This is a genomic window from Rheinheimera marina (assembly GCF_042654345.1).
Classification (GTDB): domain Bacteria; phylum Pseudomonadota; class Gammaproteobacteria; order Enterobacterales; family Alteromonadaceae; genus Pararheinheimera; species Pararheinheimera marina.
Genome location: NZ_JBHSGB010000006.1, coordinates 39080 through 64720, shown reverse-complemented (window position 1 = coordinate 64720; position 25641 = coordinate 39080). Strand labels below are relative to the sequence as shown.

Genomic DNA, 25641 nt, shown 5'->3' with positions numbered 1-25641 from the left:
GTGTAGACCCGCACTGTGGACTGCTTACGCAGCGCCTTTGAACTGAAAAGGGCAGGCGATCTGGCTCACTGCGGGGCAGTTTACAGTTGCGGGTACAGCAGAGGATTTTCACCTCTTTCCCTGTGAAGTCAGGACTGGCCTGACACCCATTTTCAGCTGGACGCCAGTCTAGCAGCTGACCACAGCACGGTCACTGAAAATATCTGACCCTAAACGGTTTTTTCCGATGTCTGGGCTCTGGCGCTTTGCCGGGCACGCTGCCATAGTAACCGGTGGAACAGAGAATATGGAATTGGGTTGTGCGCTTACTTTGGTTGTTGATAGGGACAATGGTGGCAGCGCGGGCTGTGCCTGCATGTGAGCTGTCTTTTGCCGTCGAGGCGGAGTTTCCGCCGCATCTGATGCAGCAAGGCTCGGAATGGACAGGACAGAGTGTGGCCTTGTTGCAGCGGCTGGCTGAAAAAAGCGGTTGTCAGTTGCGTTATGTCAACAGCCCCTGGTTGCGCTCACTGCAGCAGTTAAAAAGCGGCGAGTTGTCTGTGGTCAGTCAGATGAGTAAAACCAAAAGCCGGGAACAGGATGTGGTGTTTATCGGGCCTCATCATACCGAACGGATTTGGTTAATTGGTGACCCTAAGCAGTTGCCGCCTATTCAGTCGATGCAGCAATTGGCTGGGCAGCTGGATTACGGCCGCATTGCTGAGCTCAATGGCGCCTACTACGGTGAGGAGTTTGATCAGCTGAAACAACAGCCTGCCTTCGCCCGCCAACTGGTGGTGATCAGCGGCATTCAGGACAAGCTGGCGCTACTCAGGGCGAAACGGGTGAATGCCATTCTGGAAGATGAAAGCGTGCTGGATTACTGGCAGCACAAAGGCTACCAGGATGCCAACAACTACCAAAAACTGCTGCTGGTGTACCAAAGCCCGGTGTACTTTGGTTTTAGTAAAAAGGCGCTGACGGCAGCCCAGCTGGACAGCCTGCAACAGGCGTGGCAGCAGATGGAACAAAGCGGCGAAGTCAGCCGTATTCAGGCGATGCGCTGGTAAATAGTGTTCGAAGTCAGGTAAAAAAGCCGTCAACAGACGTAATGCCAGTCAGATAAGCAGTTTTTATGCAAAAACTGCTTATCTATTCACTAGCTTGGTTCAGCTGCAGCGGAAAAGGCAAAGCCCACGCAGCCACGCCGTAAACCCATCCCTGGGGGGCAGCGTAGCGTGTTGTTCGGCATCAGGCCTTTTGCGGAGCCAAAGGCGTTCCTGCGGCGATAAGCCAAATTGTTGGCTTATCGAAAGCCCGCAATCACCCTCACAGGGGCTGCTTAGTTCTTTGCCTTCCCTCGTTTTGGATAGACTCTGTTAGTTTATTGTTTTAGTTCAGGGGAATCCTGATACTGCACCGTAAAAAATAATGCCAGTCAGCTTAACTGACTGGCATTAGTCAACAGACGGCTTTTTTTGCTTCTTTGTCGCTGTTAATCCAGCTTTTCCGGCCCGGCTTGTTGCTCCAGTATGTCCAGCTCCCGGCTCAACTGCTCCGGAGAGCCGGTGTGTTTCGCCAGCACCATATAGGCCACAGGCACCACGTAAATGGTCAGTAAGGTGGCAATGCCAACGCCGGCAAAAATCACCATCCCAATCACCATCCGGCTTTCTGAGCCCGGCCCTGTGGTGACGATCAGCGGGATTGCGCTCATCACTGTGGTAAAGGCGGTCATTACGATAGGGCGTAAGCGCAGCGCTGCTGCTCTTTTGATCGCCTCTTCAAAGGCCACACCGGCATCGCGCAACTGGTTGGCGAATTCGACAATCAGAATGCCGTTTTTCGCCACCAGACCAATCAGCATCACCAGACCAATCTGGCTGTAGATATTCAGCGTCATCCCGGCCAGATACAAACCAGCCAGCGCACCGACTAATCCCAGCGGCACCGTCAACATAATCACCAGCGGGTGAATAAAGCTTTCGAATTGAGCCGCCAGTACCAGGTAGGTCACCAATAAGGCCAGCATAAAGATCAGTGCTGTGGATTCGCCGCTTTCTTTGTACAGCAAGGACTCGTTTTTATAGTCGATACCAACGGTGCCTTCGATATTCTCTTTCACCACGGTTTCCAGAAACTCCAGCGCTTCGCCCAGGCTATAGCCGGGTGCCAGACCTGCGGTAATAGTGACAGCACGCATTCTGTTGTAGCGGTTCAGTGCCGAAGTCGTGGCTTCTTCTTTTAAGGTGACCAGGTTGTCCAGCGGGATCAACTGACCAGACTCAGTGGCACGCACATAGACATTGCTGATAGCGCCGGGGCGGGCAAAGTCTTTGTCTTCGCCTTCGAGCAGCACATCATATTCTTTGCCGCGGTCGAGGAAGGTGGTGACACGACGGCCGCCCAACATGGCTTCTAACGCCCGTCCTACGGCGCCAACCGAGATGCCTAAGTCGGCGGCGCGTTCACTGTTAATTTCAACCAGCACCTGCGGCACCGTCTCTTTGTAGTCATGATCCAACATTTGCAGGTTTGGATTGGCGGCTGCTTTTTCCAGCACAATATCCCGCCAGCGCGACAGCTCTTCATAGGTGTTGCCCTGAATCACGAACTGCACAGGACGGCCACCACCGCGGCCGCCGCCTAAGCCACTGCGCATAAAGGTAAAGGCTTTGATATCCGGCAGTTCATTCAGCTTGCCAGCCACTTCCTGCATCAGTTCCGAGGTGCGGCGTTTGCCATTATTCCAGTTCTCAGTGCCGACAATCGCGACGCCGCCACTGTTGCCCCAGCCAGGTACCCGGATCAACAAGCGGTTAAATTCACCATTCTGGTAGTAGGGCATCAGCACATCTTCAATCAACCGCATGTTTTTGCTGTTGTTCTGATAGCTGGCGCCTTCAGCACCATTCATATTGACGAAGAAGGTGCCGCGGTCTTCTTGCGGTGCCAGCTCACCTGGCAGCATTTTGAGCAGCAGCACGCTGGCGACCAGACTGAGCAGCAGCACGGCAAAGGTGGGCCAGCGTGTTTGAGTCACCATTTCCAGCTGGTTGCGGTAACCGGCTTCCAGCGCATGAAAGCCTTTGTGCATGGCAGCACTGAAGCGCGACTCGCGTTTTTGGTGTTTCAGTAGTTTACTGGCCAGCATTGGTGAGAGGGTGAGGGCGGTCAATGCGGAGAAGGCCACGGCCGCCGCAACGGCCAGCGCAAATTCGGTAAAAAGTTTCCCCAGCTCGCCTTGCATAAAGACCAAAGGCACAAAGACTGAAATCAGCACCAGGGTGGTGGCGATAACGGCAAAACCAACTTCGCGGGTACCGCGATAAGCCGCAAGCAGTGGCGCTTCGCCTTGCTCAATGCGGCGGTAAATATTCTCCAGCACCACGATGGAGTCGTCCACCACCAGACCTATCGCCAGCACCATGGCCAGCAGGGTCAGCAGGTTAATGGAGAAATCCAGCGCAAACAGCACGGTCACGGCGGCCACCAGTGCGACAGGCACCGTAATGGCCGGAATAAAGGTCGCGCGCAGGTTGCCAAGGAACATGAAGATCACCAACACCACCATCAGCATCGCGATGGCGAGCGTGTTGTACACCTCATGAATGGATTCGGCGATAAAGAGCGACGAATCATAGCCTGGTTCAATGGTGGTGCCGGCGGGCAGGCTTTCTTTAATTTTCTCCATCTCAGCGCGGGCATTACGCACCACATCCAGCGTATTGGCCTTGGACTGTTTAATAATGCCGATGCCAAGCAGGTTTTTGCCGTCGCCACGGAATTCACTTTCTTCGTCTTCCGAACTTAAAATCACATTGGCGACTTCGCCTAAGCGCACAATGTAATTGTCGGCGCCGCGTTTAATCGCCAGACGGCGGAAATCCTGCTGGGTTTTGTAGGTGCGTACCACCCGCACGGTAAAGTCCCGTTCCTGCGATTTAATTTCGCCGGCCGGCAGCTCGACGTTTTCATTGCGCAGCACAGTTTCAATGTCCTGCACTGTGACGCCACGGGCGGCCATGGCGTCTTTGTCCAGCCAAATTCGCATGGCATACCGGCGTTCGCCACCAATCTGAATACGCGCCACCCCGTCGACCACCGAAAAACGTTCGACAATGTAGCGGTCGGCATAGTCGGACAGCTCCAGACTGGTCATGGTCTCGCTGTTCAGTACAAACCAGGCAATGGTGTCGTCGTCGCCATCGGCTTTAAAGACTTCGGGCGGGTAGGCCTGGTCGGGCAGATTATCCAGAATACGGGACACCCGTTCCCGCACATCATTGGCGGCGGCGTCTATATCGCGGTTGATATTAAACTCGATGGTGACATTGGAGCGGCCATCACGGCTGTTCGACGTGATGTTCTTAATGCCTTCCACCCCGGAGATCCGATCTTCAATCGGCTGGGTAATTTTGGTTTCCACAATTTCTGCCGACGCACCAGGGTAATCGGTGCTGACAGTGACGATAGGCGAGTCAATATCGGGAAACTCGCGCAGCGGCAGCATGCTAAAGCAGACGATACCGAAGATCAGCAGGAGCAGGTTCATCACTGTCGCAAAGACAGGACGTTTCACTGAGACATCAGATAACCACATAACTTACTCCACCACGGTCACAGACGTACCTGTCTGGAGTTTTTGTGTGCCTTCGACGACCACCTGTTGACCCGGGGTCAGACCCTGACTGATTTCCACCAGGCCAGGCAGGCGCTGACCGATTTCGACTTCGGTCTGAACCACTGTGTTATCCGGCTGAATCACATAGACATACTGTTTGTTTTTCAGGGGGACCAGCGCTTTTTCTGAGATCTGAATGGCCGGTTGCTGATCCAGTGTGACTTTCACGGTCAGCAGCATGCCCGGACGTAATTTTTGGTCCGGGTTTGGCACCATGGCGTGTACCCGCACTGAGCGGCTGATCGGGTCCAGTCGGGTATCAATGGCTTTAATCTGGCCCTCAAACGGCTGGCCCGGATAAGCCACGCTGTCGCTGCTCACCTGCATACCAGGTTTTAACTGGGCCAGATACTGTTCGGCAACGCTGAATTCGACGCGCACCTGGCTTAAATCATCCAGCGTGGTCAGCACAGTGCCTGCACTGACATAAGCACCCTGGCTGACGCGACGCAGGCCCAGTACACCACTGAACGGCGCTTTAATAGTTAAATCATTGAGGCGGGCTTTGACTGCATCCAGCTGTGCCAGTGTGGTGTTCACTTTGGCTTGTTGTTCGTCCAGCAATGACTGAGCTGAGGCCTGGGTGCGGGTCAAGTTCTTTAATCTGTCCAGCTGACGTTTTTGTTCGGTCAGCTGAGCCGTTAACTCCGCCACTCTGGCCCGTTCTTCCACGTCGTGCAATTGCACCAGCAGCGCGCCTTTTTCGACCGTCTGGCCTTCATTAATATTCAGTACCGTGATGTAATCGCTGGCATTGCTGACGACCTGGATGGATTCACTGGCCAGCACAGTGCCCAAACTCTGCACCTGGCGTTTTAAATTGCTTAACTCAGCCGTTTGGGATTTCACCTGTACCACTGTGCTTTTGGCTGAAGATTCTTTTTTAATTGTTTGATTTTGTAGAATTAAATAGCCAATAAATGCAGCCATTCCGACCAGCATCAACCAAATCAGCCGAGAGTTTTTTTGCACCACTTGTACTCCGTTTTTGTTTATTTTTGTAAAGCCGGGTTATTGTAGGGAAGAATAGCCATTCCGTATGCCCTGTTATCGCAGTGACTCAGGTATTGGTCGTATTGGAGAGATAATGTCAGAAAAAACCTGTCAGTTTTGCCTGAATATGCGGTTTCTTATCATTTGGGCGCTGGCCATGTTGTTGTTTTATTGGTGGTACAGCGCATGACCCCGTTGCAGTTTCAGGCGAAAACCGCCAAAGGTGGCGCCAGTTTATTGCTCTGGTCCTGCGGCCTTTTATTGCTGTGGCTGCTGGCGCTGTTGCTGTTTCGGGACTGGTTGCCCGCAACCGCATGGGCCATGTTGCTGTTGGCATGTGTGGTGGCGCTGGTGCTGGCTTATGCCCGTCTGACTGAACCCTGGCTGGTGCTTGAAGCCACTGAACAGGGGCTGACCTTTTACCATCGTAAAGGCCAGTGGTTGCTACCCTGGCAAGAATTCAGCCTGGTTTCTGTGCCTGAACTCAATGGCAGAGAACTTGCCTATATTGGAATAAAGCTCAAAGTGCAAAGCCCGTTTTTAGCAAGGCTGAGTCCGCGTCTGGCGGTGGCGCTGCTGATGGAGCAGCGTAACCTGTTGTTAAGTGCGGTCGGGCAAAACTGTCCGACTGGCCAATGCCCATCCGCCTTTCTGCTCGAAACTAACCCTTGTCAGGTGGAAGGGAAAGTGTATAAAGGGGTGATAGGAATGTTTGGATCGCGCATGCAGACGCTCCGACAACTGATTGGATTTGATCTCTATATTCCTCTGAATGCACTGGGAGAAAATCCACAGTTTTTTTGCCGGACTATCAATCAGCTTCGGCTACAATATTCAGAGAATACAGTCACCTAGACACCTGCATCCTGCTGTATCATAATGGCGGTGAAAAAATAAGTGAGTACACGGTAATTTTGTTATGAATAATTATGAAAAGCCTTTTCTGGTCAGTGGTCGTAACACATTAATCCATAAGCAAAAAAAGGTGGATTTAGTGATCGTGAATGACAACAACGACCCGGTCATTGTGGCCACCCGTCATGGGGTGAGAATATTTGACGAAGAGTTGCCAGCCAACAAAGCCGACGCTAAAGCGCGGTATTTAGAAATGGTTGATATTTCAAGCAGTGATGTATTTGGTGAAAACAAGACCCTGCTGTTTGTACAAGCGCTTAATAATAAAGAATATAAAGTTGACTACAGTAAAGTAGGTACAGATTTGTTTATCCGTATTCATCAGGAAAACTACATTTAACCCTCTGCTGAGTCCGGTTGTTAAACACAGAACCGCCTTTGGTATCAGGTGGTTTTTCTGGTTGTAGGACCTTTATGCTAGACGCCATTGCTTGTCAGTTTAGTCTGAAAGACGATTTGGTCTTTGTTGAAATACCAGTCTCGTTGACTGATATCAGTGATGCCACTATCAAAGAACAGTTAGAACAGGCCGGTTATGGCCGTTGTCTGATACTGCTCGACCAACTGAGCAATCTTGTCGTCGAATACAAGCAAATCCAGCAGAAAATCAAACAACAGCTTCAGAGCGAAGGCTATGTCCTCAAATACAAGGTTGCACAGCGCAAACCTGCCATTCTGAACATCATGCTGTCCGATGATGCCATGTCCGCTACTGCCGAAATTATTGCCGCATTTGGCGGACAACCTGTGTCCGCCAATGATGTGGTGAAAGCTGGGCAGGAAGCAGGTATTGTCTTCGGTTTTCAAAAAGAACAGATCTTACAACTGGTTGCACATGCCAGCAGGGCAGATGCCGGCAGCAAAGTGCGGGCGGTTATTGCCATTGGCCGACACGCAGAAGCCGGTAAAGACTCGTTTTTTGAACCCTTAATCAGCGATATGGGCAATCGTATCCGCAAACCTGTCGCCCAAAGCGAAGGAAAAGTCGACTTACGGGATTTCGGTGTGATTGCGTCGGTGAAAGCCGGAGATATTCTGATGCGGCGTATGCCGCCGACCAAAGGCAAGTCGGGGATGACGGTCACAGGCAAGGCGCTGCAGGCGCTGGATGGGCAGGAGAAACCCTGGGGAGCCGGTGATGGTGCCGAAGTCAGTGCTGACGACTCCAATGTGCTGTTGGCGGTCAGAGATGGCATGCCTCGCTTGCTTGAAGCAGCGGTCACAGTGGACGAGGTCTTTGTCTGCAGCAAAGTGGACGCCAGTACCGGGCATATTATTTTCAAAGGCGCTGTAGTGATTAATGGCGATGTGGCCGAAGCGATGAAAGTCGTGGCGGGCGGCAATGTATTTATCAAAGGTGTGTTTGAAGGCACTTTGCTGGAGTCCGGTGGTGATGTCAGTATTGGTGGTGCCGCCATTGGCCATCAGATTAACGACGATCACAGTGCTCAACTGAGCACGGTGATCCGCGCCAAAGGCAATATTCAGTGCACGCTTGCGCAGTACGTTCAGTTTGAATGTGATGGCCTGCTCAATGCAACGAAACAATTGCTGCATTGTGATGTGCAGGCGTCGGAGGTGTTGGCTGGCGCGCCTGATAAGATCAATGGCAAAATCGTTGGTGGCAGTTATTACCTCGGCAGTAGCCTCAAATGCGGTGAGCTTGGCGCGCTGTCCGGCAGCCTGTTGAAAATCCGTTTAAACCGTCTGATGGATCCTATTCTGGAAAAGCAGAGCGTGCTTAAAACAACCTTGCTCGAACTGAAAGGCGAGATGGAAGAAATTAAAACGCACGTTGAGCAGATGAAGCAAATGGAACGTTCACCTGCGGTGCTGGAACAACTGACAGCCATGGTCAAGGACTACGAAGAGCAGCGGCGTATTGCTGCCGCCTTTATTGCCGATATTAAGCAGTTGGAAGAAAATCGCCGCCAATTATTGCTGGCTGTCGCTGTCGAAGCACGACAGAAACTCTTTACCGGTGTTGAGTGCCAGATTGGACAGGAACTGACACGTACCCGCCGTGAGTATGGCCCATCACGGATCCGTCTGAGCGATCAGGGGGTAGTGGTGGAGGCCTTCCTGTAATTTCAGTCAGCGCAGGGATGAACTCTGACGTTGGTCTGATTATTGCTTCATTACGTTTCTGAACCTAAGGTGTCAATTGGCTGACTGCTGGCCAGTGCAAAGGATTAGAGCTGAATGAATATAAAAAATATCGTATTAGTGCTAAGCGTGAGTGCGCTATTACTGGCCTGTGGCGGTGGTGGTGGTGATGACAGTGGCACGGAAACAAGCCTTGCCAGTGTGAACGCAGGGACAGATCAAAGCGTGAATGAGCGCAACAGCTTCACACTGACCGCGGTCGCCGACCCCACCGGCGGCAGCTTTAGCTGGCGTCAGTTGACCGGCACCACCCTGACAGGCATGCCCGCCACGACGGCCAGTGTAACTCTGACGGCTCCCACCACTAAAACCGAATTAGTATTGGCGTTCCAGGTCAGTTACACCAGCCCGTCGGGCTTGGTACGTACCGATGAAGTGCAGGTGAAAGTTCTGCCGGTCAACACCGCACCAGTTGCTGTGGCCCAGTTAACCAAACCCTCCATTGTTCCTGTGGCATTGGGTCAGCAGGTCGAACTCTCTGCAGCGTCTTCTTATGACCCCGATGCAGACGGCAGTATCAGCAGCTATAGCTGGCAGCAAGTCTCAGGCCCCACTGTGGTATTAGCTGGTGCCAGCAGTAAGGTCGCCAGCTTTACCGCGCCTTTGGTGAGCAGTGCCACTGATCTTGGCTTTAAGCTGACCGTGACTGACGATGAAAACAGCAGTCACAGCACTGAAATTAAAGTGCCTGTCCGGGCCAGTTCCACCACAGTCTATGCCTATGCAGGAGCCGATCAGCAGGTGCGGGAGTTTTCCCTGGTGCAACTGGATGGCAGCGGCTCACAAAGTAGTGCAGGCAGTTTCAGCTGCAGCTGGAGTCAGGTCCGTGGCCAGAGTCTGGTGCTGCAAAATGCTAACCAATGTCTGGCCAGTTTTATCGCACCGGATGTGGCTGGCACGTCGGAGATTGAACTGCGGCTGACCGTGACGGACAGTGCATCGAGGCAGGCCACAGACACCGTCATTGTTTCTGTGGTCAATGCGGTGCTGGGCAGTCTGCCTGATACTGGCATGACAGAGTGTTACGACCTGAGCGCGGCCATTCCTTGTGGCAATGCAGCCTTTCCCCGTCAGGATGCCGATCACGGCCGGGACGCGGTGATCCCCTATTTACGCAAAATTGGCCGGGGTGAGCATGCATTTGACTTTACCAAGCTGGATGAAAACGGCGATGAAGTCTCGGATGACGCCACTGACTTTTCTTGTGTGCGGGATAATGTCACTGGGCTTATTTGGGAACTGAAAGAACCGGTGCTGGCCGCTGCACCGAATACCACCTTAAGGGCCGCTAACAACAGATACAGCTTTGTTAACTCTGCAGAAGGGAACGGTGATGTTGCAGGTGTCGCAGCGCCAGCACAAAGCAGCTGCCCCAGCGCCTCAGATTGCGGCACTCAGACCTTTGTCGATGAAGTGAACGCCGCTGTTTATTGTGGTGGGTCTAATTGGCGCTTGCCGACGCTGATTGAGCTGATGTCGCTGGCCGATTTTAGCCGCCGTGGCCAGGCGCACTTACTGGACCCATCGTTTTTCCGCTATGAACCCGCGTTAACGTTGCAAAACAATCTGTATTACTGGACCAGCGAAACCAGTGCAGAAGGCGGCGGCGGTATTTCAGCCTGGGTGTTTAATATCCAGAATGGCAATGACAACAGCTTACCGAAACAAGTATCTCAGCTGGGCTATGTTCGCCTGGTCAGAAGCCCTTAGGAGTGCGAGATGAAATTCACATTGATGTTGGCGCTGAGCTTGAGTCTGCCATTACAGGCAGCGCAGATTTGTTACAGCACCATTGAAGATGCCATCGACTTCAGCCAGTTCACTCTGAATAGTGACGGCACGGTTTTGGACAGTAAAACCCGGCTGCTGTGGTCGGCTTGCCTGGTTGGCCAGAGCTGGGACAGCAGCAGCAAAAGTTGCACGGGTAATCCGCAGCAGCTGACCTGGGCGGACGCTTTATTGGAAAGTGCCCGTCAGGATTTAGGTGGTTTCAGCAGTTGGCGTTTACCCAATGCAAAAGAAGTGCAGAGCATTATTAATCGGGGTTGTGTCGACCCAGCCTTGCGGTTAAGTCTGTTCCCTGGTGCCAACAGTGAAAATATCTGGACTGGCACCACAGCGGCCAATGAAGCCAATCAGGCCTTTGCTGTTGCGATGTACAGTGGAAAAAATAACCTGAAAACCAAAAATGCGCAGTTGTATGTCCGCTTGGTTCGCTTCAGTGACGAGTAACTGGCGATAAATAACGGACTCTGTGCGCCAAGACAGGCTGCTTTTATGCTGCACTTCCGTTAAGCTCGGCGTGTGAAATCTGAAGGAGCATGCCCGTGCGTTGGTTGATGATGGTCTGTCTGGTGATAAGCGGCTCGAGCTGGGCCGATGAATGTGCCATGGCGTTTCGTCATGGTATTTTAATTTCGCCTGAGCAAATCCGGGTACAAACGGCCAACCGCACCGCCTTTCAGATCAATAACGACAAACAGCTGTTTATCCGGGGAGAGTGGATCACGCTGACGGCAGAAGAGCAGGAGTTATTGCAACGTTATTCCCATTTGCTGCGTAAGTTTGTGCCTGAGGTGGTGGGCATCGCAGTGGATGGGGTAGAGCTTGGTCTGAGCGCCATTGAAAGTATGTTGTCAGGCCTGGGCGATAGTTCGCAGCAGGAAGAATGGCAACAGCTGATCCGCGAATCAACCTACCAACTGACTTCCCGTTTTGTTCGCAGTGGTGACCATTTTTACCTGGCACCGCAAAGTCTTCATGAACTGGATTCCTTCTTACATGGTGAGCTGAAACATCAGCTAAAAAACCTGGCTAAACAAACGGTTGGCGCTGTGTGGGAAGCGCTGCGGGATGCATTACGTCAGAGCGACGATAACTTTGAGCGCACCGAAAGCCCGAACTGGCAACCACTGGGTGAACTGGTCAGTAAAATTAACAGTGGCCTGGATCAGAAAGCCGGTGAGCTGGAGCAGAAGTCGGCGTTATTTTGCCAGCGGCTGACTGAGTTGGATCAAATTGAAACCGAACTGCAACAACGGGTACCACAGTTGGTGCAGTATGACGTGATTATTGCCAAACCCTAAGCTCTTTAACGCTCTCCAGAACAGCCAGCTGGATGTCAGCCTCTGTGACGTGCATCCAACTGCACTGACATCCATCTCATGCCTTACATATAGGCTTTGCTGAATGCTTCTTTGGACTGGCGAATGTAAGTTCGTGCCTTTTGTGCATGTGCCTCCCAAGCGGCTTTGTCCTTAGCGTCGGTAAAGGGGTTTTTCTCACTGGCCACTGAGCTTTCGAACTTATCGTAGAAGGTAATGGCGGCGGAGGTGATCTGATTAAAGCGCTCCTTAAACTCCTGCATACCTTCGAGCTGAGCTGAGGTTTTCAGCATGTACTGGATAAGTTCAGTTGAGTCATTGCTGTTGAGTAAAGTCACTGCTCTGTTACCGACTGAACTACTGACTTCCCCGGCAATCCTGGCGCGCACTTGCTCTTCTTTGCTCATCACCCGACTGTAGTTTTCCTGGGTGCGGGCCAGGCCAGCATGCTGCACGTAGTCACGCAGGTGTTTGTCCAAATCCTTACGGAAACTGTCGACCAGCCGTTGCATGTTTTGCAGGTCGTTCTCCAGTTGTTGCACCTGGACCAGTTCTTTTTCCAGTTCATTTAAGAACTGTTCGGCTTTTTCGTAGACCTTCAGCCCGTTTTCTTCGGCAAACTTACGGTCTTTGCGGCTTAAATCGGCATTGTCGTAATTTGATTTATCAAAAGCAGTGGCCAAAAAGGATTTAAAGGGTTCGGCAAAAGCGGCATACAAACCGCCGCTGACCACGGTTAAGGTCGCGGTGCCTAAATCGCTGAATGGCTTCACCATGGAATTCAACCGGGCTTGCTGCAACGGTGAGCTGACGCGTTTAGCGTCGGCCAGAATAGTACGGAATGAACTGTAAGCCATAGGGTTGGACATTTTGTTGCGCTCAGATCCTGCCAGTACAAAGGTGATGCCGGAGTAAATACCGTTGGCATACTCCAGATACTGACGCTGGGTTTCCAACTGGGCGGCGTAGTTGTTGCCAAGGCCCAGCAGCGCTTCTTTTTTCAGCTCGTAATTCTGATTAGTCTGCAGTTTGTCCAGAATACCGGTGATAATGCGCTGCTCATTTTTCTGCAGAGCAGTGTCCAGCAAAATACGCTGAATACTGAGCTGGTCCAGCATCACAGAGCCGTGCTGGGATTCCATATCCAGCCGGATGTATTTGCGGCCCGGGTCATCAATCGACAACCGATGCGCTGTGTAACCTTCCTGGCCTGGGTTGACTTCAATCAGGCCGATTTGCTGCCACTCAGCTCCGACACTGACCGATGCCGAGCTCAACACATTAATCTTATAGCTGGTAAAAGCGGTTTCTGGTTTGACCCAGAACTCCAGTAAACCAGCTTCGGCCACAGGCTGGCGAGTCACCAGCGCACTGCTGCCATTTTGACACAGCAGAGCTGAAGAACCGGCTTTGGGGCTGGACTGATCCAACTGGCAGCCGGCCAGAATGGTCAGCGGCTGATTGTCTTTGTCAAAATCGGCCAGAAACACCAGCTCTGACGCCTGGCAAGTCAGAGACAAAACGGCTAAAGCTACAGAGCTGAAGGCAACACGCATAACAAATTTTTGCATCCTGATAATGGGACCGACCTACTGCATCAGTCTGTTCAAATCAAACTGTACCCTGGCTGAATCAGGGGGAATTGTGTTCGATAACCGGCTGTTTTACACTGCGTTTTTCATTTTAACCGCGAATAACATATGTCTCCTAGTGCAGGTTTGCAGTTTTATCACCCGGTGGCTTTTTGGCTTGGGTGTCTGGCTATTACCTTAGGTGTGCTTGGTCACGTACCTATGTTTTTGCATTCGGTGCATATGAACTATCAGATGGTGGGCATGCCGATGGACAGCAACATGCTGATAGGCATGGGGCTGATCCCGTTTGGACTCTTGCTGGCAACTTATGGCCTGATGCCCCGGCTTTCCAGTTTGCGCCAGTCCGAACGCAGCGCATTGCAGTTTCATGTCGCAGACCAATTGCCGCTCAATAAAGAACACTGGACCTTAGTGTTGGTGTTGCTGGTGGCTGTGGTGGTGGATGTGATGAAACCTGCCACGCTGGGCTTTGTGATGCCTGGTATGAAGACCGAGTATGAAATTGACAGCAAAACGGCAGGCACATTGGCGCTTGTCGCCTTGACAGGGACTACGGTCGGATCAGTGCTTTGGGGCATAGCAGCGGATAAATTTGGCCGCCGTGCTGCTATTTTGTTGTCGGCACTGATGTTTATCGGCACCGCTATTTGTGGCGCCATGCCAAGTTTTGAGTGGAACCTGATCATGTGCTTTTTAATGGGCATGTCGGCGGGAGGCTTGTTGCCTATTACTTTTACTCTGATGGCGGAAACCATTCCTGCAGCCCACCGCGGCTGGTTGCTGGTGGCATTGGGTGGCATAGGCACCGCTGGCGGTTACCTCGTGGCGGCTGGCTCTGCCGCCGTGCTGGAGCCGATGTTCAGCTGGCGGGTCTTGTGGCTGCTGGGGTTACCGACAGGTTTGTTGCTGATTTTTCTGAATCGTTATATGCCCGAATCGCCGCGTTATCTGGCAAGCCAAGGGCTGGAGCAGCAGGCGAGGGCGGTGCTGGCCCGTTTTGGCAGCGACGGACAGGGCCACAGCCATGTGGTGGCCGAAGTGCAGGCCGACAGCAAAAAAGCTGGCTTTCAGGACTTATGGCAAGGGCCTTATGCAGGACTGAGCATTGGCCTGGTGCTGGCAGGTATTGCCTGGGGTCTGGTGAACTTCGGTTTTCTGCTCTGGCTGCCGGTGAATCTGGGCGAACTGGGTCTGGCCAAAGAAGCCAGTGCTATTATCGCTAAATCGGCCCTGATGGCTGTGCCTGCTGTTTTTGTGGTGATTTGGCTGTACCACAGCTGGAGCAGCATCAAAACCCTGTTGCTGTTTTTATGGTTGACCGCCTTTTCGCTGATGGCCTTTGTGGCCTTTGATTTCTGGCAACTCTATCAGCCAACAGCGCTTGCTGTGGCTATCGCCCTGCTGCTGGTCAGCGCCAGTGGTGTGATTGCGATGCTGATCCCTTATGCCGCTGAAATTTACCCGGTGGAGCTGCGTGGTGCCGGCTCTGGCCTGATCGCCGCCAGCTCCAAATTTGGCGGCATTTTAGGCGCCGGGGTTGGGGTGCTCGGATGGTTTGAACAACTGGGGTATTCGGCATTAGCCATTGCGATAGCTTTGGTTGGCGCCGCGCTGGAGCTGAAACGCCATGGTATTGAAACCCGCGGAAAGACACTGGAGCAACTGCAGCAGGAAGTCAGCAGTCGTTAGCGGGGGGCGCAATAAAAACAAAAAGGCCAGGGGGAGCTGGCCTTTGTCTGCAAAGCGATTACAGAGCGGCTTTCAGCTCTGCCGCCGTTGCGTATTTTTGCGCTATGGCTTTGTCCAGTAACAACTGGCCTGCGGCTTTATCCCCTTCCAGGATCTGCCGTACCCCAGACCAGGTTTGCACCTGCGGGTCGTTTTGCTGCAGCAGGTAGTTTTCCCACTGCCCGGAGAAAGCCGCTAATCGACGTTGTGCGTCCAGATTGCCGTTTTTGGCAGCCATGCCCCACCAATAATTGGGGCTGTGCAGTTGCGACAAGGTCATAACAGGCTGCACCCGTGCATCTTTGCCCGGTTCTGCCCATAGATGGTAGTTCCCCTGAGTGGCTTTGTTGCCCAGCGATTTTCCCACCAGCTGTTGTGATACCTTTGCCAGGTCCTGGTTGGCCGCGCTCAGCACTTTGGTAATGATGCCATCGGCATTGGCGCTGACTTTAGCATTGCCAGCAAAACCAGGCAGTTCAGCTTTGAAATACAGGCTTCGTTTGGTGTTATAGAGTTCAGAAGGGAGCCCCTGATTTGGATCCAGCGGCAGCTGCTTGTCGATATCTATAAAGTAATACGAACTGGTGGTCACCAGGTCGAGCAATGAACCCAGCGCATATTGGTGGGTCGGAGAACCGGCGATCGCGTAATCCAGCAGCTTATGTTCCTTGATGATCTTATTCACCTTCGATTCGGAGACCGGCCCCAGGCTATAGGTCAGCAGCACCTGTGCCTGGTGCTTTTTACCTGTGGCGGCGTATTGCCACTGCCTTAATGCACGGACCGAGTTGCGGTCGAAGACTTTATCCGGGTAAGAGCCCAGAACTTCTGCGACCGGCACTTTGCCTTCTTCATCGACGATAAAGCGCATTACGACATAGCCAAACTGCCCCCTTTTGGCCGCCTCTTCGGGGTATTGAGGTTCATGACGCTTAATCGCCTCCGGAAATTCGGTTTTATTGGATTCCTTCGGACCCAGCTCCTGGATCTGCACTTGTGTCAGCAATTGGCTGACCAGAGTGGCGGCTTGCTGCTGCTGTCCGGCAGACAGCCTGGCCGATAATTTGCTGACAATAGCTGCCGCTCTGTTGTCACCCAATTGGTCCGCCAACTGAAAATAGGCCAGTGCTTTCACCGGATCGGCCTCAGTGCCTTCACCGTTATGGTACATAGCGGCCAAATTAAAAGCGGCCATTTCGTTGCCCAGCGGAACTAATTGGCTGAACTCAATTCTTGCTTTGGCAAAGTCTTGTTGTTCGTAATGTTTTAACGCGTCCAGCAGGTCGGCGTGCGCCATGCTGCTTAGCAGCAGGCTGGCAGCGAGTAATGAATACCGCATCTAATGTCCTTATTAATAATCCAAATGAAAATCGGATGTTAACACTGTGCCTTTTGAGTGGACAAGCGTTAACCTTCTCAGAATTAAATAAAAAATGGCCCTGCTCTTTGTCTGTAGCAGGGCCATTTAAAACCAGGTACAAGCTGTGTTGTTAAGCCGCTTTCACGGTATCTACCCAGTTCTGCACCCGTTTTTCCAGTACGTCCAGCGGCAGGGCACCACCGCCCAGTACTGTGTCGTGGAAACCACGGATATCAAACTTGTCCCCTAACTGCTCTTTGGCTTTGGCGCGCAGTTCGAGGATTTTCAGCATACCAATTTTGTAGGCGGTCGCCTGACCTGGCCACACCAGATAACGGCGTACTTCAGACACCACAGCGCCTTCCGCCACCGGGGTTTTCGCTTTGAAGTAGTCGATAGCCTGCTGCTCAGTCCAGCCTTTGGCATGCATGCCGGTGTCTACCACCAGGCGCACGGCACGCCACATCTCAGTGATTAAACGGCCAAAGTCGGTGTATGGGCTTTGGTATGCGCCCATTTCTTTGGCCAGCACTTCAGAATACAGTGCCCAGCCTTCGACATAAGCGGTAAAACCTGCCTGAGTGCGGAAGGTCGGCACAGACTTCAGTTCCTGCGCGATAGAGATTTGCATATGGTGACCAGGGCTACCTTCGTGATAGGCAATGGCTTCCATTTCATTTTTTGGCATCTGTTTCATATCAGACAGGTGCGCGTAATAAATGCCCGGGCGTTTGCCATCTGGTGTACCCGGGAAATAGTGCTGAGCAGCGCCCGGTTGTTCACGGAAGGCTTCCACCCGTTTTACCACCAGCGGCGCTTTTGGCAGAATACCAAAGTACTCTGGCAGCTTTTGCTGAATAAAGGCCAGGTAGTTTTCCGAGTCTTTCAGGTAAGCATTGCGGCCTTCGTCCGTGTCCGGATAGAAGAACTGCGGGTCCGTTTTAATAAACTTAAAGAACTCCTGCAGGTCGCCTTTAAAGCCCACCTGGTCTTTGATCGCAATCATTTCTTTGGTGATACGGTCCACTTCATTCAGACCGATCTGGTGTATTTCGTCGGCCGTTAGTGAGGTGGTGGTGGAGTTTTTCAGGCGATGGTTGTAGTAAGCCACACCATTTGGCTGGTTAGATACACCAGTTGGGTTGACCGCAGTTTTGTCCAGCTCACTGGTCAGGAATGCTGCCAGTGCCTGGTAAGATGGCTGGAACTGGGTGGTCAGCGCAGATTTTACGTCGGCTAACAGCTGGTCTGCCTTTTTATCATCCAGTTTGTCGGCTTTTTTCAGGCTTTCAATTTTGGCTTTGGCATCGGCCCAGAGTGGTGCATCTTTGTCACTTTCGGTAAAAGGCGCCCCTGTCAGCAGATTGTTGACCTGCTCAATCACACCTTCATAAGCAAAACGTGGTGGCCGTACACCTGCTTCGGCGTGTTTGGCCGCGCGTTGCTGCAGTTCAGCAATGGCTTTGGCAATACCGCCCAGACGTTTGATATAGGCGTCCATATCCGCCACTTCGTCGACTTTATGGAAGTTAATCATAATTTGTGGCAGTAAGGCGTGGACACCCTGCATTTGGTTAAATACATAACTATTTACCCGAAAGGCTGCTGCGTCGCGCGCTTGTTCGTACTGGTAAATCCACAGGTCGTAAGACGTTTTGGCTTCCATATCCAGTTTGCTGTAATCAAACTGGCTTTTCAGTTCTTCCACAGTGGCAGCCTGCCAGGCCAGCTGCTGATCTTCAGCCGCTTCGCTGACATCATCAATCTGGTCGTTTTTATCTTTGCGACCCAAAAAGGTCATTTGCAGCGGGCTCATTTGCAGCTGCTCTTCGTATTTGGTTTCAAACCATTGATTCAGGCGTTCAGATTCCGACTGGGCTGCAGCCGTTGTGCTTTCTGCAGCTGTGCTGGCGGCTGGCGTTGTTTCAGTGGCTTTTTCCTGGGCTGGGTTGCAACCACTGACCAGTGCGGTAACGGCCAGGGCAATAAGAGTTTTACGCACGTGTGCATTCCTTCTTTTAGTTGTACTTTTGATTTACTTCGGCTCAGGTTCAGCCTACCGGTTTTTACCCGGCAGGTGAACCCGATTTTGTAACACTCTGTTGCACGCCTGCTCAGGTTTTCGGCATCAGTTCCAGCATGGCGACCACAGTAGCTTCCACGCCAGAACGTATGGCTGGCTCAGGGCTGATTTTAAACAGTGGGCTGTGGTGGCTGGGCACTGCAGCGCCGCCGGTGCGCTCAGCCTCAAAGGCTGCTTTCGGCGTGCCGCCAATCTGGAAGTAGACCGAAGGAATGGTCGGGTTCTGAATTAAAAACGGGTAATCTTCGGCGCCCATACCAAGGCGTTTAAATTTCTGGTCAAAAATGTCTGCGCCAAAATGCTGAGTCCAACTGGTTTTCAGTCGCTGGGTCAACGGAATGTCGTTAATGGTTGGTGGCATCGGCTGCGGGTCTACTGTGACTTTGGGCAGCTTATCTTCCGGCATACCTGCGACACGGCCCATATTCACCGCAACGCGCTCAATGGCGGCAATTAACTGGTCTCGGGTTTCGACAGTGTCGCTGCGCACAGTCAGCTGCAGGTGAGCAGAGTCCGGAATAATGTTGTGTTTAGAGCCCGCGTGAAATGAACCTACAGTGATGACGCTTGGCTCTTTGGGCGCAATTTCACGGCTGACAATGGTTTGCAGCGCCATGACGATTTGTGCGCCAAGCACTATTGGATCTTTACCACGATGTGGGCTGGCGCCATGCGCGCCAACGCCCGGGATTTCGATATCGACAGAATCGACGCCGGAAAAGGGTGATCCTTCCACCGCCACTATTTTGCCGGCTTCAATTTCGCTGGAGACATGCAGCGCCATCGCATAGTCCGGTGTGCCAAACCTCTGATAAATTTTGTCGTTGCGCATGCCAATGGCGCCGCCCGTATACTCTTCGGCAGGTTGACCAATCAGCATCAGGGTGCCGGACCATTGGTCTTTTAGCCGTACCATTTGCCGCGCTGTACCCACCAGGCTGGTGACGTGCATATCATGACCACAGGCGTGCATCACCGACACCTCTTTGCCAAACCAGTCTTTGCTTTTGGTTTTAGAGGCATAAGGCAAACCGGATTTTTCCTCCACCGGCAAGGCGTCCATATCCGCGCGCATCATCACCATAGGGCCTTTGCCGTTTTTCAGAATGGCCACCACACCGGTTTTGCCGACACCTGGAGTGACCTCGTAGCCTAAGGTGGTCAGCTCATCCGCCAGCCGCTTTGACGTCTTGAACTCCATAAAGGACAGTTCAGGGTTCTGGTGCAGGTGCTCAAATAACCCTTTCAGGTTTTTGTTGTAGTCGGCGGCAATGGCGTCATTCAGGTTTTGAGCGTGCAGGACTGTGCTGCACAAAAGCGCGGGAATTAGTACGGAAAGTCGTAAAGTGGAAGGATGCAGTTTCATCAGTATTCCTTATTGTTATTTTTGAAGGTGTTGCTATTTCTTGTTGCAGAACTGACTTACCTTAACTGAAATCCGCAGTAATTGGCATGACATCTACCTCAACACTCAGTTGATGGTCGCCGTGACCCAGCACCAGGCCTTTGAGCGGCACCACATCGCTGTAATCCCGCCCCCGCGCTAACACCAGATGACGCCCGTTTGGCTGCATATTGTTGGTCGGGTCGAAACCAAGCCAGCCTTGCTCCGGGCACCAGACTTCAAACCAGGCGTGGGAGGCATCGGCTCCGGTTAGTTTTGGCTGACCGGGTGGCGCTTCGGTTTCCAGATAACCGCTGACATAACGGGCCGACAAGCCCAGGCTGCGTAAGCAGGCAATCGCCAGATGGGCAAAGTCCTGACAGACGCCGCGTTTGTGGTGCAACACCTCGCTGATGGGCGTGACCACAGTGCTGAACTCGGGGTCATAGTCAAATTGCTGATAAATTTTCTCATTTAGCGCGCAGGCAAGCTCAGCAATTGTCAGGCCGGGGTCGGCCAATGGCTGAATAAACTGCTGACTGACTGCCAGGTCCGGCAGCATGGGGCTGGCTTTGCGGCAAAGTTCGGCTTGCAGGCTTTGTTGGCCCGAAGATTGGGGAAAGCCAAGCGCTGCTGTCCAGGGCTGGCCTGATGGCTTGCGCAATACGGGCTCCGACAACCGCACTACTGATTCTGCAACCACGCAAAGTCCGTTGTGGCTGTGGGGTAAATGTAACAGGTGTTTGTGATTGCCAAACCAATCCTGCTGTGGGTACAGCCGTGCCGCAGGATCCGTGTGTAAGCTGAAGCTGCATAGCTGCTGAACCGGATCGGAGACCGGCTGTAAACAGATCAGGTTGTAGCTGTTTGCCACGCTGTACTGGTAGCTGTACCTGGTGAGGTGACGGATCCGATAGCTTGTCATCAGGGCCTCAAAATCGCTGCCAGCGCCAGCTGGGCTCGGCATGGCTGAAGTAGCCACGGGTGAGTTGTTCAGACAGTTCCCGCAGGCCAAGTTGCAGTTGATTCAGCAAGAACTGCAGTTCTGCACTGGCGGTCAGATCAGGCTGCAGCAGCAGGCTGGCGTCTGTGGTCAGCCGCAGTCTGAGCTGCTGCAAGGCCGATGTGAGCTGGGGCAGGCCGTCGTTATCCGGCAATAACGCCAATAGCCCGTCCAACTGACAGAGAGGGTAACTGACCGAACGGGGGGTGCTGTCATCGAGCAGCAGTAAATCCAGCACCGCCAGTGGATGTAACTCTGAGCCGTAACGCCGCCGGTACGTCATTTGGGTATCGGTCAGGCGCAGTAAGGCCTCTTGCTGGCTGGCGCTGATACTGGTTGGCTGAGTAAAACAAAGTTGCAGTAAATGACTCATTTGTAAGGCCCGCTCCAGCTGCTGGCCTGCCTGCAGGAAATTCAGGCCCGGCGTGCGGGTCATGGTTTCGTTATTCATGCCATAAATCGCGGTTTGCAGCAGGAGCAGCTGGTCCAGCTGGCGGATCAGCAGGGCTGGCTGGCTGCTGAGCTGCTGCGGCCAGGTCTGGCTCTGCAGTTGTTCCAGCACATACCAGCTGTCTTCACTAAAGTACTCCTGCACTGACTTTGCATTAAAAAGCAGTGAATTTAAGCTTTGTGGCAGACTGCCTTGCCGGGCTGGGTCGCATAGCCAATCCAGTCCGGCCGGCAGACCGGGAGCATATTCCGCGCCGCCCGCACCATTCGCAAACAAACAGAATTGCAGTAACAGCTCACTGTCAGCCGGCCGTAAGCGCTGCTCCAGAGTGGCCATTTGCACCAACTGGCGCAGCACTCGGCTCATCAGATTCAGCCGTTCGTTGTAGCGGCCTAACCAGAATAAATGGTCGGCAATGCGGCTTGGCAATACGCCAGAATTGCGGTTTAGCCGCAGCTGTTGCTGGCTGGAGCGCCACAGACTTTGCTGATCCGCCGACTGGCCTTCAAACCAAACGTCACGGAACTGCAAGCTGGCTGGGCCTGTTGTAGCCTCGAGCTGTTGTTGTGCCAGAGCACCGGGCAAAAAAGTCAGCTGGTCCTGTTGCTGCAGACTAAAAAGCTGCAAGCGGATCGGCGGCAGACCGCCGCCTGGGCCAACAGACAGCTGTTGCACCACAAAATCTTTGCCGTTCCGCTGTACCTGCTGATACCAGTGCTGTTGTTGTTCTGTGGTGAGGGCCTCCCAGTGCAGCCTTTGATCGGTACTGATTTGATAAAGCTCGCTCTGCGGGGTTAGATAAGGCAGCAAGTCGTGTTGACCGCCCCAATAGCTGGGCAGCGACGGCAGCAACAAGGGTTCCCCCAGTAAAACCGGACAAAGCTCGGCTAAAAACAACTGCAGCAAAGGGTGCTGAACCAACCCGGCTCCTGGTGGATTGATCAGTGTGAGCTGGCCCTGGCGGATGCTTTGCACCAGGCCGGCTGCCCCCAGACCCGTGTTATTAAGCTCCAGCGCGTCGGTTTCCGCGTCGGGCAGAGCGCAGAGCAAAGACGCCACAGGTTTTAAGCCTGCGACTGTTTTCAGGTGCAAAGTACCGTCTTTAAACATCAGATCGGCGCTTTGCAGCAAGGGCAAATCCAGGTAACCGGCTAAAAAATTCAGTTCTGCATAATTCTGAGTCCCTTTGCCTGTGCTCAGCACGCCACTTTGGTCGCTGGCTTCATCAGTGCCGCGCAGCAGTTGTTTTAAATCACGGAAAAATTGCGCCAGATGCAGCCGCTCCGGCAGTTTGCTGGCCGGTAATGGCAGCTGATTCATCGCCAGCCGGTGCTGCACCACCAGTCCAAGCCCGGCCGGGCACGCCAGATGCTGCCGGACAAAAAAACGGCCATCATTCATCCGGCTGACCTGCATAGCAAACAAGGTCAGCCAGTGGTGGTGTTCAGACATCAGCCGGTGGCAGGGCAGTTGATACAAAGGGCTGCTCAGCAGTTCTGCTGCTGGCAACAGGCCTTGTTGCAGCAACTGTTGTTCGCCGTACAGGTCGGCCAGGATCAGGTTGTACAGCCGATGCCGCTGCAGCAGTGCCCGGCTGAGTGGCCGCCATTCATCAGCTCCGAGCAGCAGTGGCTGCACAGCAAGCAAATGCGGTTGGGCTGCTGCCGGGTTTAAGTCCTGCAACTGACGGTTGAGCTCCTGCTGCAGCTGCGCCTGTTCGGCCGCAGAGCAGGACGCCCACCAGAGTTCAAGCGGGTCCGGAACTGCCGTCATGCGGTCAGTTGGTCCAGATTATGTGCGTGCTCCAGCGAGCCTGCAGCCAGGATCACCTGATGCAGTAAAATCAGCCCTGACTGTATGTGGTCAATCAACTGGTGCAGTTGCGCCGTGGATAATTCGCCCAATTGTTCGGTTTGGATCAGGTCCTGCAGCAGCCAGACTTGCTGCAAAATGGCACTGCTGTGCGGCATGGCTTTGGCAGACGCGGCCACCCGGTTCAGGCAATAGCGAATGGAGCGGGGGAAATCGGCATAACCCAATAAATAGTCAACCGCATCGGCGTCGCCGCCGTGCTGCGCCTGGTAGTACTGGTAGGATTCAACACCGCCGAGCGCGTTCAGCACCGACAGCCAGCGAAAGCGCGGCCGTTTAATGTCGGTGGGCTGCAGCTGTTGCAGCACCATCACGTCCATAATGCGGGTGGTCATGTCTGCCCGCTCCAGATGACGTCCAAGGTTAAAGGCGTCGAAGGCGTCTGAGCGCAGCATAGTGCCGTCCAGCACACCAACGACCATCTGACAACGGCGGGTAATTTCGCTCATCAGCCGGTAACGTTGCTGGCGGCTTGGCAGGCTGGCGCATTCGGCCTGGATAAATAAATCCAGTGCGTTCAGCTCCTCCCACATATCGCGTGGTAGCAAAGGCCGGATGGTGCGGGCATTGGTTTTCAGCGCGGTCGACACTGATCGCAGCGACAGCGGGCTTTCGGCCCGGGTTAACAGCAGCTGCATCACCTGCTGCTCTGTGGTCAGGCCTTCATCGCGCGCTGCGGCGGCCAGCAGCTGCTGGCTGTCTTCACCCAACACGTCAATCAGTAAAGGCCAGCTGACCTGGCTGTCCTTGTGGCTGTCAATCAGCAGCTGACTGGTGGCATTAATAAGCCTGGCCGTGTCGTCCAGCCGCTCCAGATAGCGGCCTAACCAAAATACGTGATCCAGTGATTTCAGTAACATGGGTTAAACCTCGTCATTGATGATCCAGGTGTCTTTACTGCCGCCACCTTGCGATGAGTTAACGACTAAAGAGCCGCGTTTTAATGCTACCCGGCTTAATCCGCCTGTGGTGCAGTAAAGCTCAGCGCCTTGCAAAATAAAAGGCCGTAAGTCCAGGTGCCGCGGCTCCAGTACGCCGTCGCATAGCGTGGGCGCTGTCGACAAGGCCAGGGTTGGCTGGGCAATAAAATTGCGCGGGTTGGCCTTAATTTGCTCCGCCATTTGCTGGCGTTCCTGCTCTGTGGCGCGGGGGCCAATCAGAATGCCGTAACCGCCGGACTCATTGGCCGGTTTCACCACCAGCTTATCCAGATTGGCCAGCACGTACTGGCGCTGCTTTTCATCCAGGCAGAGGTAGGTGGGCACATTGTCTATTTTGGGTTTTTCGCCAAGGTAATACTCAATGATCTGCGGCACATAAGCGTAAATCACCTTGTCGTCAGCCACACCGGAGCCCGGCGCATTGGCAATAGCCACCTGGCCTTTGGCCCAGGCCCGGATCAGGCCCGGCACGCCAAGCACCGAATCTGGCCTGAACACTTCAGGGTCAATAAACACATCGTCCACCCGGCGGTAAATCACGTCCACTTGCTGCAGGCCACGCAAGGTCTTCATATAGACGGTGTCGTCCTGCACCAGCAAGTCGGTATTTTCCACCAGCGCCACGCCCATCTGCTGGGCCAGGTAGCTGTGCTCAAAGTAAGCGGAATTAAACACCCCTGGTGTCAGTACGACTATGTTGGGTGTTTCGCCCTGACGCGGCGATAGTGAGGCCAACATGCGCCAGAGCTGGTGCGGGTAGTCGTCGACCGGGTAAATAAAGGAGTCGGCAAACAGCTCGGGAAACACCCGTTTCATCACAGTGCGGTTTTCCAGCATATAGGACACGCCGGACGGCACCCTCAGGTTATCTTCCAGTACCAGAAAACGGCCATCGCCGTCGCGAACCAGATCAGTGCCACAAATATGCGCCCAGACGCCATAACGGGGCGAAATGCCCCGGCATGGTGCAAGGTAATTGCGTGACTCCAGCACTAAATCAGCCGGCAGGATGCCGTCTTTGAGGATTTTTTGCTCATGGTACAGGTCGTCAATAAACAGGTTTAGCGCCTGTAAACGCTGCATCAGGCCGGCGCTGGCCTGGCGCCATTCGGTGTAAGGAATAGTGCGGGGCACCACATCCAGCGGCCAGGCCCGGTCGATATTCTGGCCTTCTGAATACAAAGTAAAACACACGCCCATAGAGCTAATCGTTTGATTTAAAAGCTCTTGTCTTTGGCAAAGCTCGTCTGGTCCATGGCGGTTAATAAAACGGCTGATGCCACCCGCCGGAGGGCGAGCCTGGCCGCTGTTGTCGACCAGCTCATCAAAACACCCCGGTGTGCTCTGGTAACCCTGAAAGGCGGACTGACTCATAGGCTCTCC

The 25641-nt window shown here is 53.4% G+C and carries 18 protein-coding genes and 1 riboswitch; of the genes, 8 read left to right on the top strand and 10 right to left on the bottom strand.

From position 1 onward, the window contains the following. Positions 1–33: 33 nt before the first annotated feature. A riboswitch (cobalamin riboswitch) is annotated at positions 34–166 on the bottom strand. Between the two features lie 133 nt (positions 167–299). Next, positions 300–1049, top strand: coding sequence for a substrate-binding periplasmic protein (locus ACFO3I_RS06210; RefSeq protein WP_377332619.1), 750 nt, complete (start codon positions 300–302; stop codon positions 1047–1049). Positions 1050–1474: 425 nt separating this feature from the next. Here the strand turns inward: ACFO3I_RS06210 and ACFO3I_RS06205 are convergent, their stop codons facing one another. After that, entirely contained in the window at positions 1475–4582 is a 3108-nt protein-coding gene (locus ACFO3I_RS06205; RefSeq protein WP_377332617.1) for an efflux RND transporter permease subunit, read from the bottom strand. A 3-nt stretch (positions 4583–4585) separates the two neighbouring features. Beyond that, a complete protein-coding gene (locus ACFO3I_RS06200; protein WP_377332615.1) occupies positions 4586–5635 on the bottom strand; it encodes an efflux RND transporter periplasmic adaptor subunit in 1050 nt (349 codons plus the stop codon). A gap of 207 nt (positions 5636–5842) precedes the next feature. Between ACFO3I_RS06200 and ACFO3I_RS06195 the strand changes: the two genes are divergently transcribed. From ACFO3I_RS06195 to ACFO3I_RS06170, 6 genes are all read left to right on the top strand, one after another. Continuing rightward, positions 5843–6511: a DUF2982 domain-containing protein gene (locus ACFO3I_RS06195; RefSeq protein ID WP_377332614.1), complete on the top strand. Its 669-nt coding sequence runs from the start codon at positions 5843–5845 to the stop codon at positions 6509–6511. Positions 6512–6575: 64 nt separating this feature from the next. Then, positions 6576–6911 carry a hypothetical protein gene (locus ACFO3I_RS06190; RefSeq protein ID WP_377332612.1) on the top strand — a complete coding sequence of 112 codons (336 nt, stop codon included), beginning with the start codon at positions 6576–6578 and terminating at the stop codon, positions 6909–6911. A gap of 74 nt (positions 6912–6985) precedes the next feature. Next, complete coding sequence (locus ACFO3I_RS06185) at positions 6986–8659, top strand: DUF342 domain-containing protein (RefSeq protein ID WP_377332611.1); 1674 nt, start codon at positions 6986–6988, stop codon at positions 8657–8659. A gap of 114 nt (positions 8660–8773) precedes the next feature. After that, positions 8774–10447, top strand: a complete 1674-nt coding sequence (locus ACFO3I_RS06180) for an Lcl C-terminal domain-containing protein (RefSeq protein WP_377332610.1) — start codon at positions 8774–8776, stop codon at positions 10445–10447. Positions 10448–10456: 9 nt separating this feature from the next. Further along, on the top strand, positions 10457–10969 hold the full coding sequence (locus ACFO3I_RS06175; RefSeq protein ID WP_377332609.1) for an Lcl C-terminal domain-containing protein: 513 nt from the start codon (positions 10457–10459) through the stop codon (positions 10967–10969). Between the two features lie 95 nt (positions 10970–11064). Beyond that, on the top strand, positions 11065–11823 hold the full coding sequence (locus ACFO3I_RS06170; protein ID WP_377332608.1) for a DUF2884 family protein: 759 nt from the start codon (positions 11065–11067) through the stop codon (positions 11821–11823). Between the two features lie 83 nt (positions 11824–11906). Here ACFO3I_RS06170 and bdpA read toward each other — a convergent pair whose 3' ends face one another. Beyond that, on the bottom strand, positions 11907–13397 hold the full coding sequence (gene bdpA / locus ACFO3I_RS06165; RefSeq protein WP_377332606.1) for a BAR domain-like protein A BdpA: 1491 nt from the start codon (positions 13395–13397) through the stop codon (positions 11907–11909). A gap of 144 nt (positions 13398–13541) precedes the next feature. Here bdpA and ACFO3I_RS06160 point away from each other — a divergent pair, with 144 nt between their 5' ends. Continuing rightward, a complete protein-coding gene (locus ACFO3I_RS06160; protein ID WP_377332605.1) occupies positions 13542–15125 on the top strand; it encodes an MFS transporter in 1584 nt (527 codons plus the stop codon). A gap of 58 nt (positions 15126–15183) precedes the next feature. Here the strand turns inward: ACFO3I_RS06160 and ACFO3I_RS06155 are convergent, their stop codons facing one another. The 7 genes from ACFO3I_RS06155 to ACFO3I_RS06125 all read right to left on the bottom strand — a co-directional run bounded on the left by ACFO3I_RS06155 (position 15184) and on the right by ACFO3I_RS06125 (position 25632). Continuing rightward, positions 15184–16503, bottom strand: coding sequence for a TonB family protein (locus tag ACFO3I_RS06155; protein WP_377332604.1), 1320 nt, complete (start codon positions 16501–16503; stop codon positions 15184–15186). Between the two features lie 151 nt (positions 16504–16654). After that, positions 16655–18526 carry a DUF885 domain-containing protein gene (locus ACFO3I_RS06150; protein WP_377332603.1) on the bottom strand — a complete coding sequence of 624 codons (1872 nt, stop codon included), beginning with the start codon at positions 18524–18526 and terminating at the stop codon, positions 16655–16657. 112 nt (positions 18527–18638) lie between these two features. After that, entirely contained in the window at positions 18639–19973 is a 1335-nt protein-coding gene (locus ACFO3I_RS06145) for an amidohydrolase (protein WP_377332601.1), read from the bottom strand. A 61-nt stretch (positions 19974–20034) separates the two neighbouring features. Continuing rightward, on the bottom strand, positions 20035–20916 hold the full coding sequence (locus ACFO3I_RS06140; protein WP_377332600.1) for a transglutaminase family protein: 882 nt from the start codon (positions 20914–20916) through the stop codon (positions 20035–20037). A 7-nt stretch (positions 20917–20923) separates the two neighbouring features. Next, the gene (locus ACFO3I_RS06135) at positions 20924–23218 is read right to left on the bottom strand and encodes a circularly permuted type 2 ATP-grasp protein (RefSeq protein ID WP_377332598.1); all 2295 of its coding nucleotides are present in this window, start codon (positions 23216–23218) and stop codon (positions 20924–20926) included. After that, positions 23215–24177, bottom strand: a complete 963-nt coding sequence (locus ACFO3I_RS06130) for an alpha-E domain-containing protein (RefSeq protein WP_377332596.1) — start codon at positions 24175–24177, stop codon at positions 23215–23217. The genes ACFO3I_RS06135 and ACFO3I_RS06130 overlap by 4 nt, the downstream gene beginning before the upstream one ends. 3 nt (positions 24178–24180) lie before the next feature. Further along, on the bottom strand, positions 24181–25632 hold the full coding sequence (locus ACFO3I_RS06125; protein ID WP_377332595.1) for a circularly permuted type 2 ATP-grasp protein: 1452 nt from the start codon (positions 25630–25632) through the stop codon (positions 24181–24183). Positions 25633–25641: the final 9 nt, after the last annotated feature.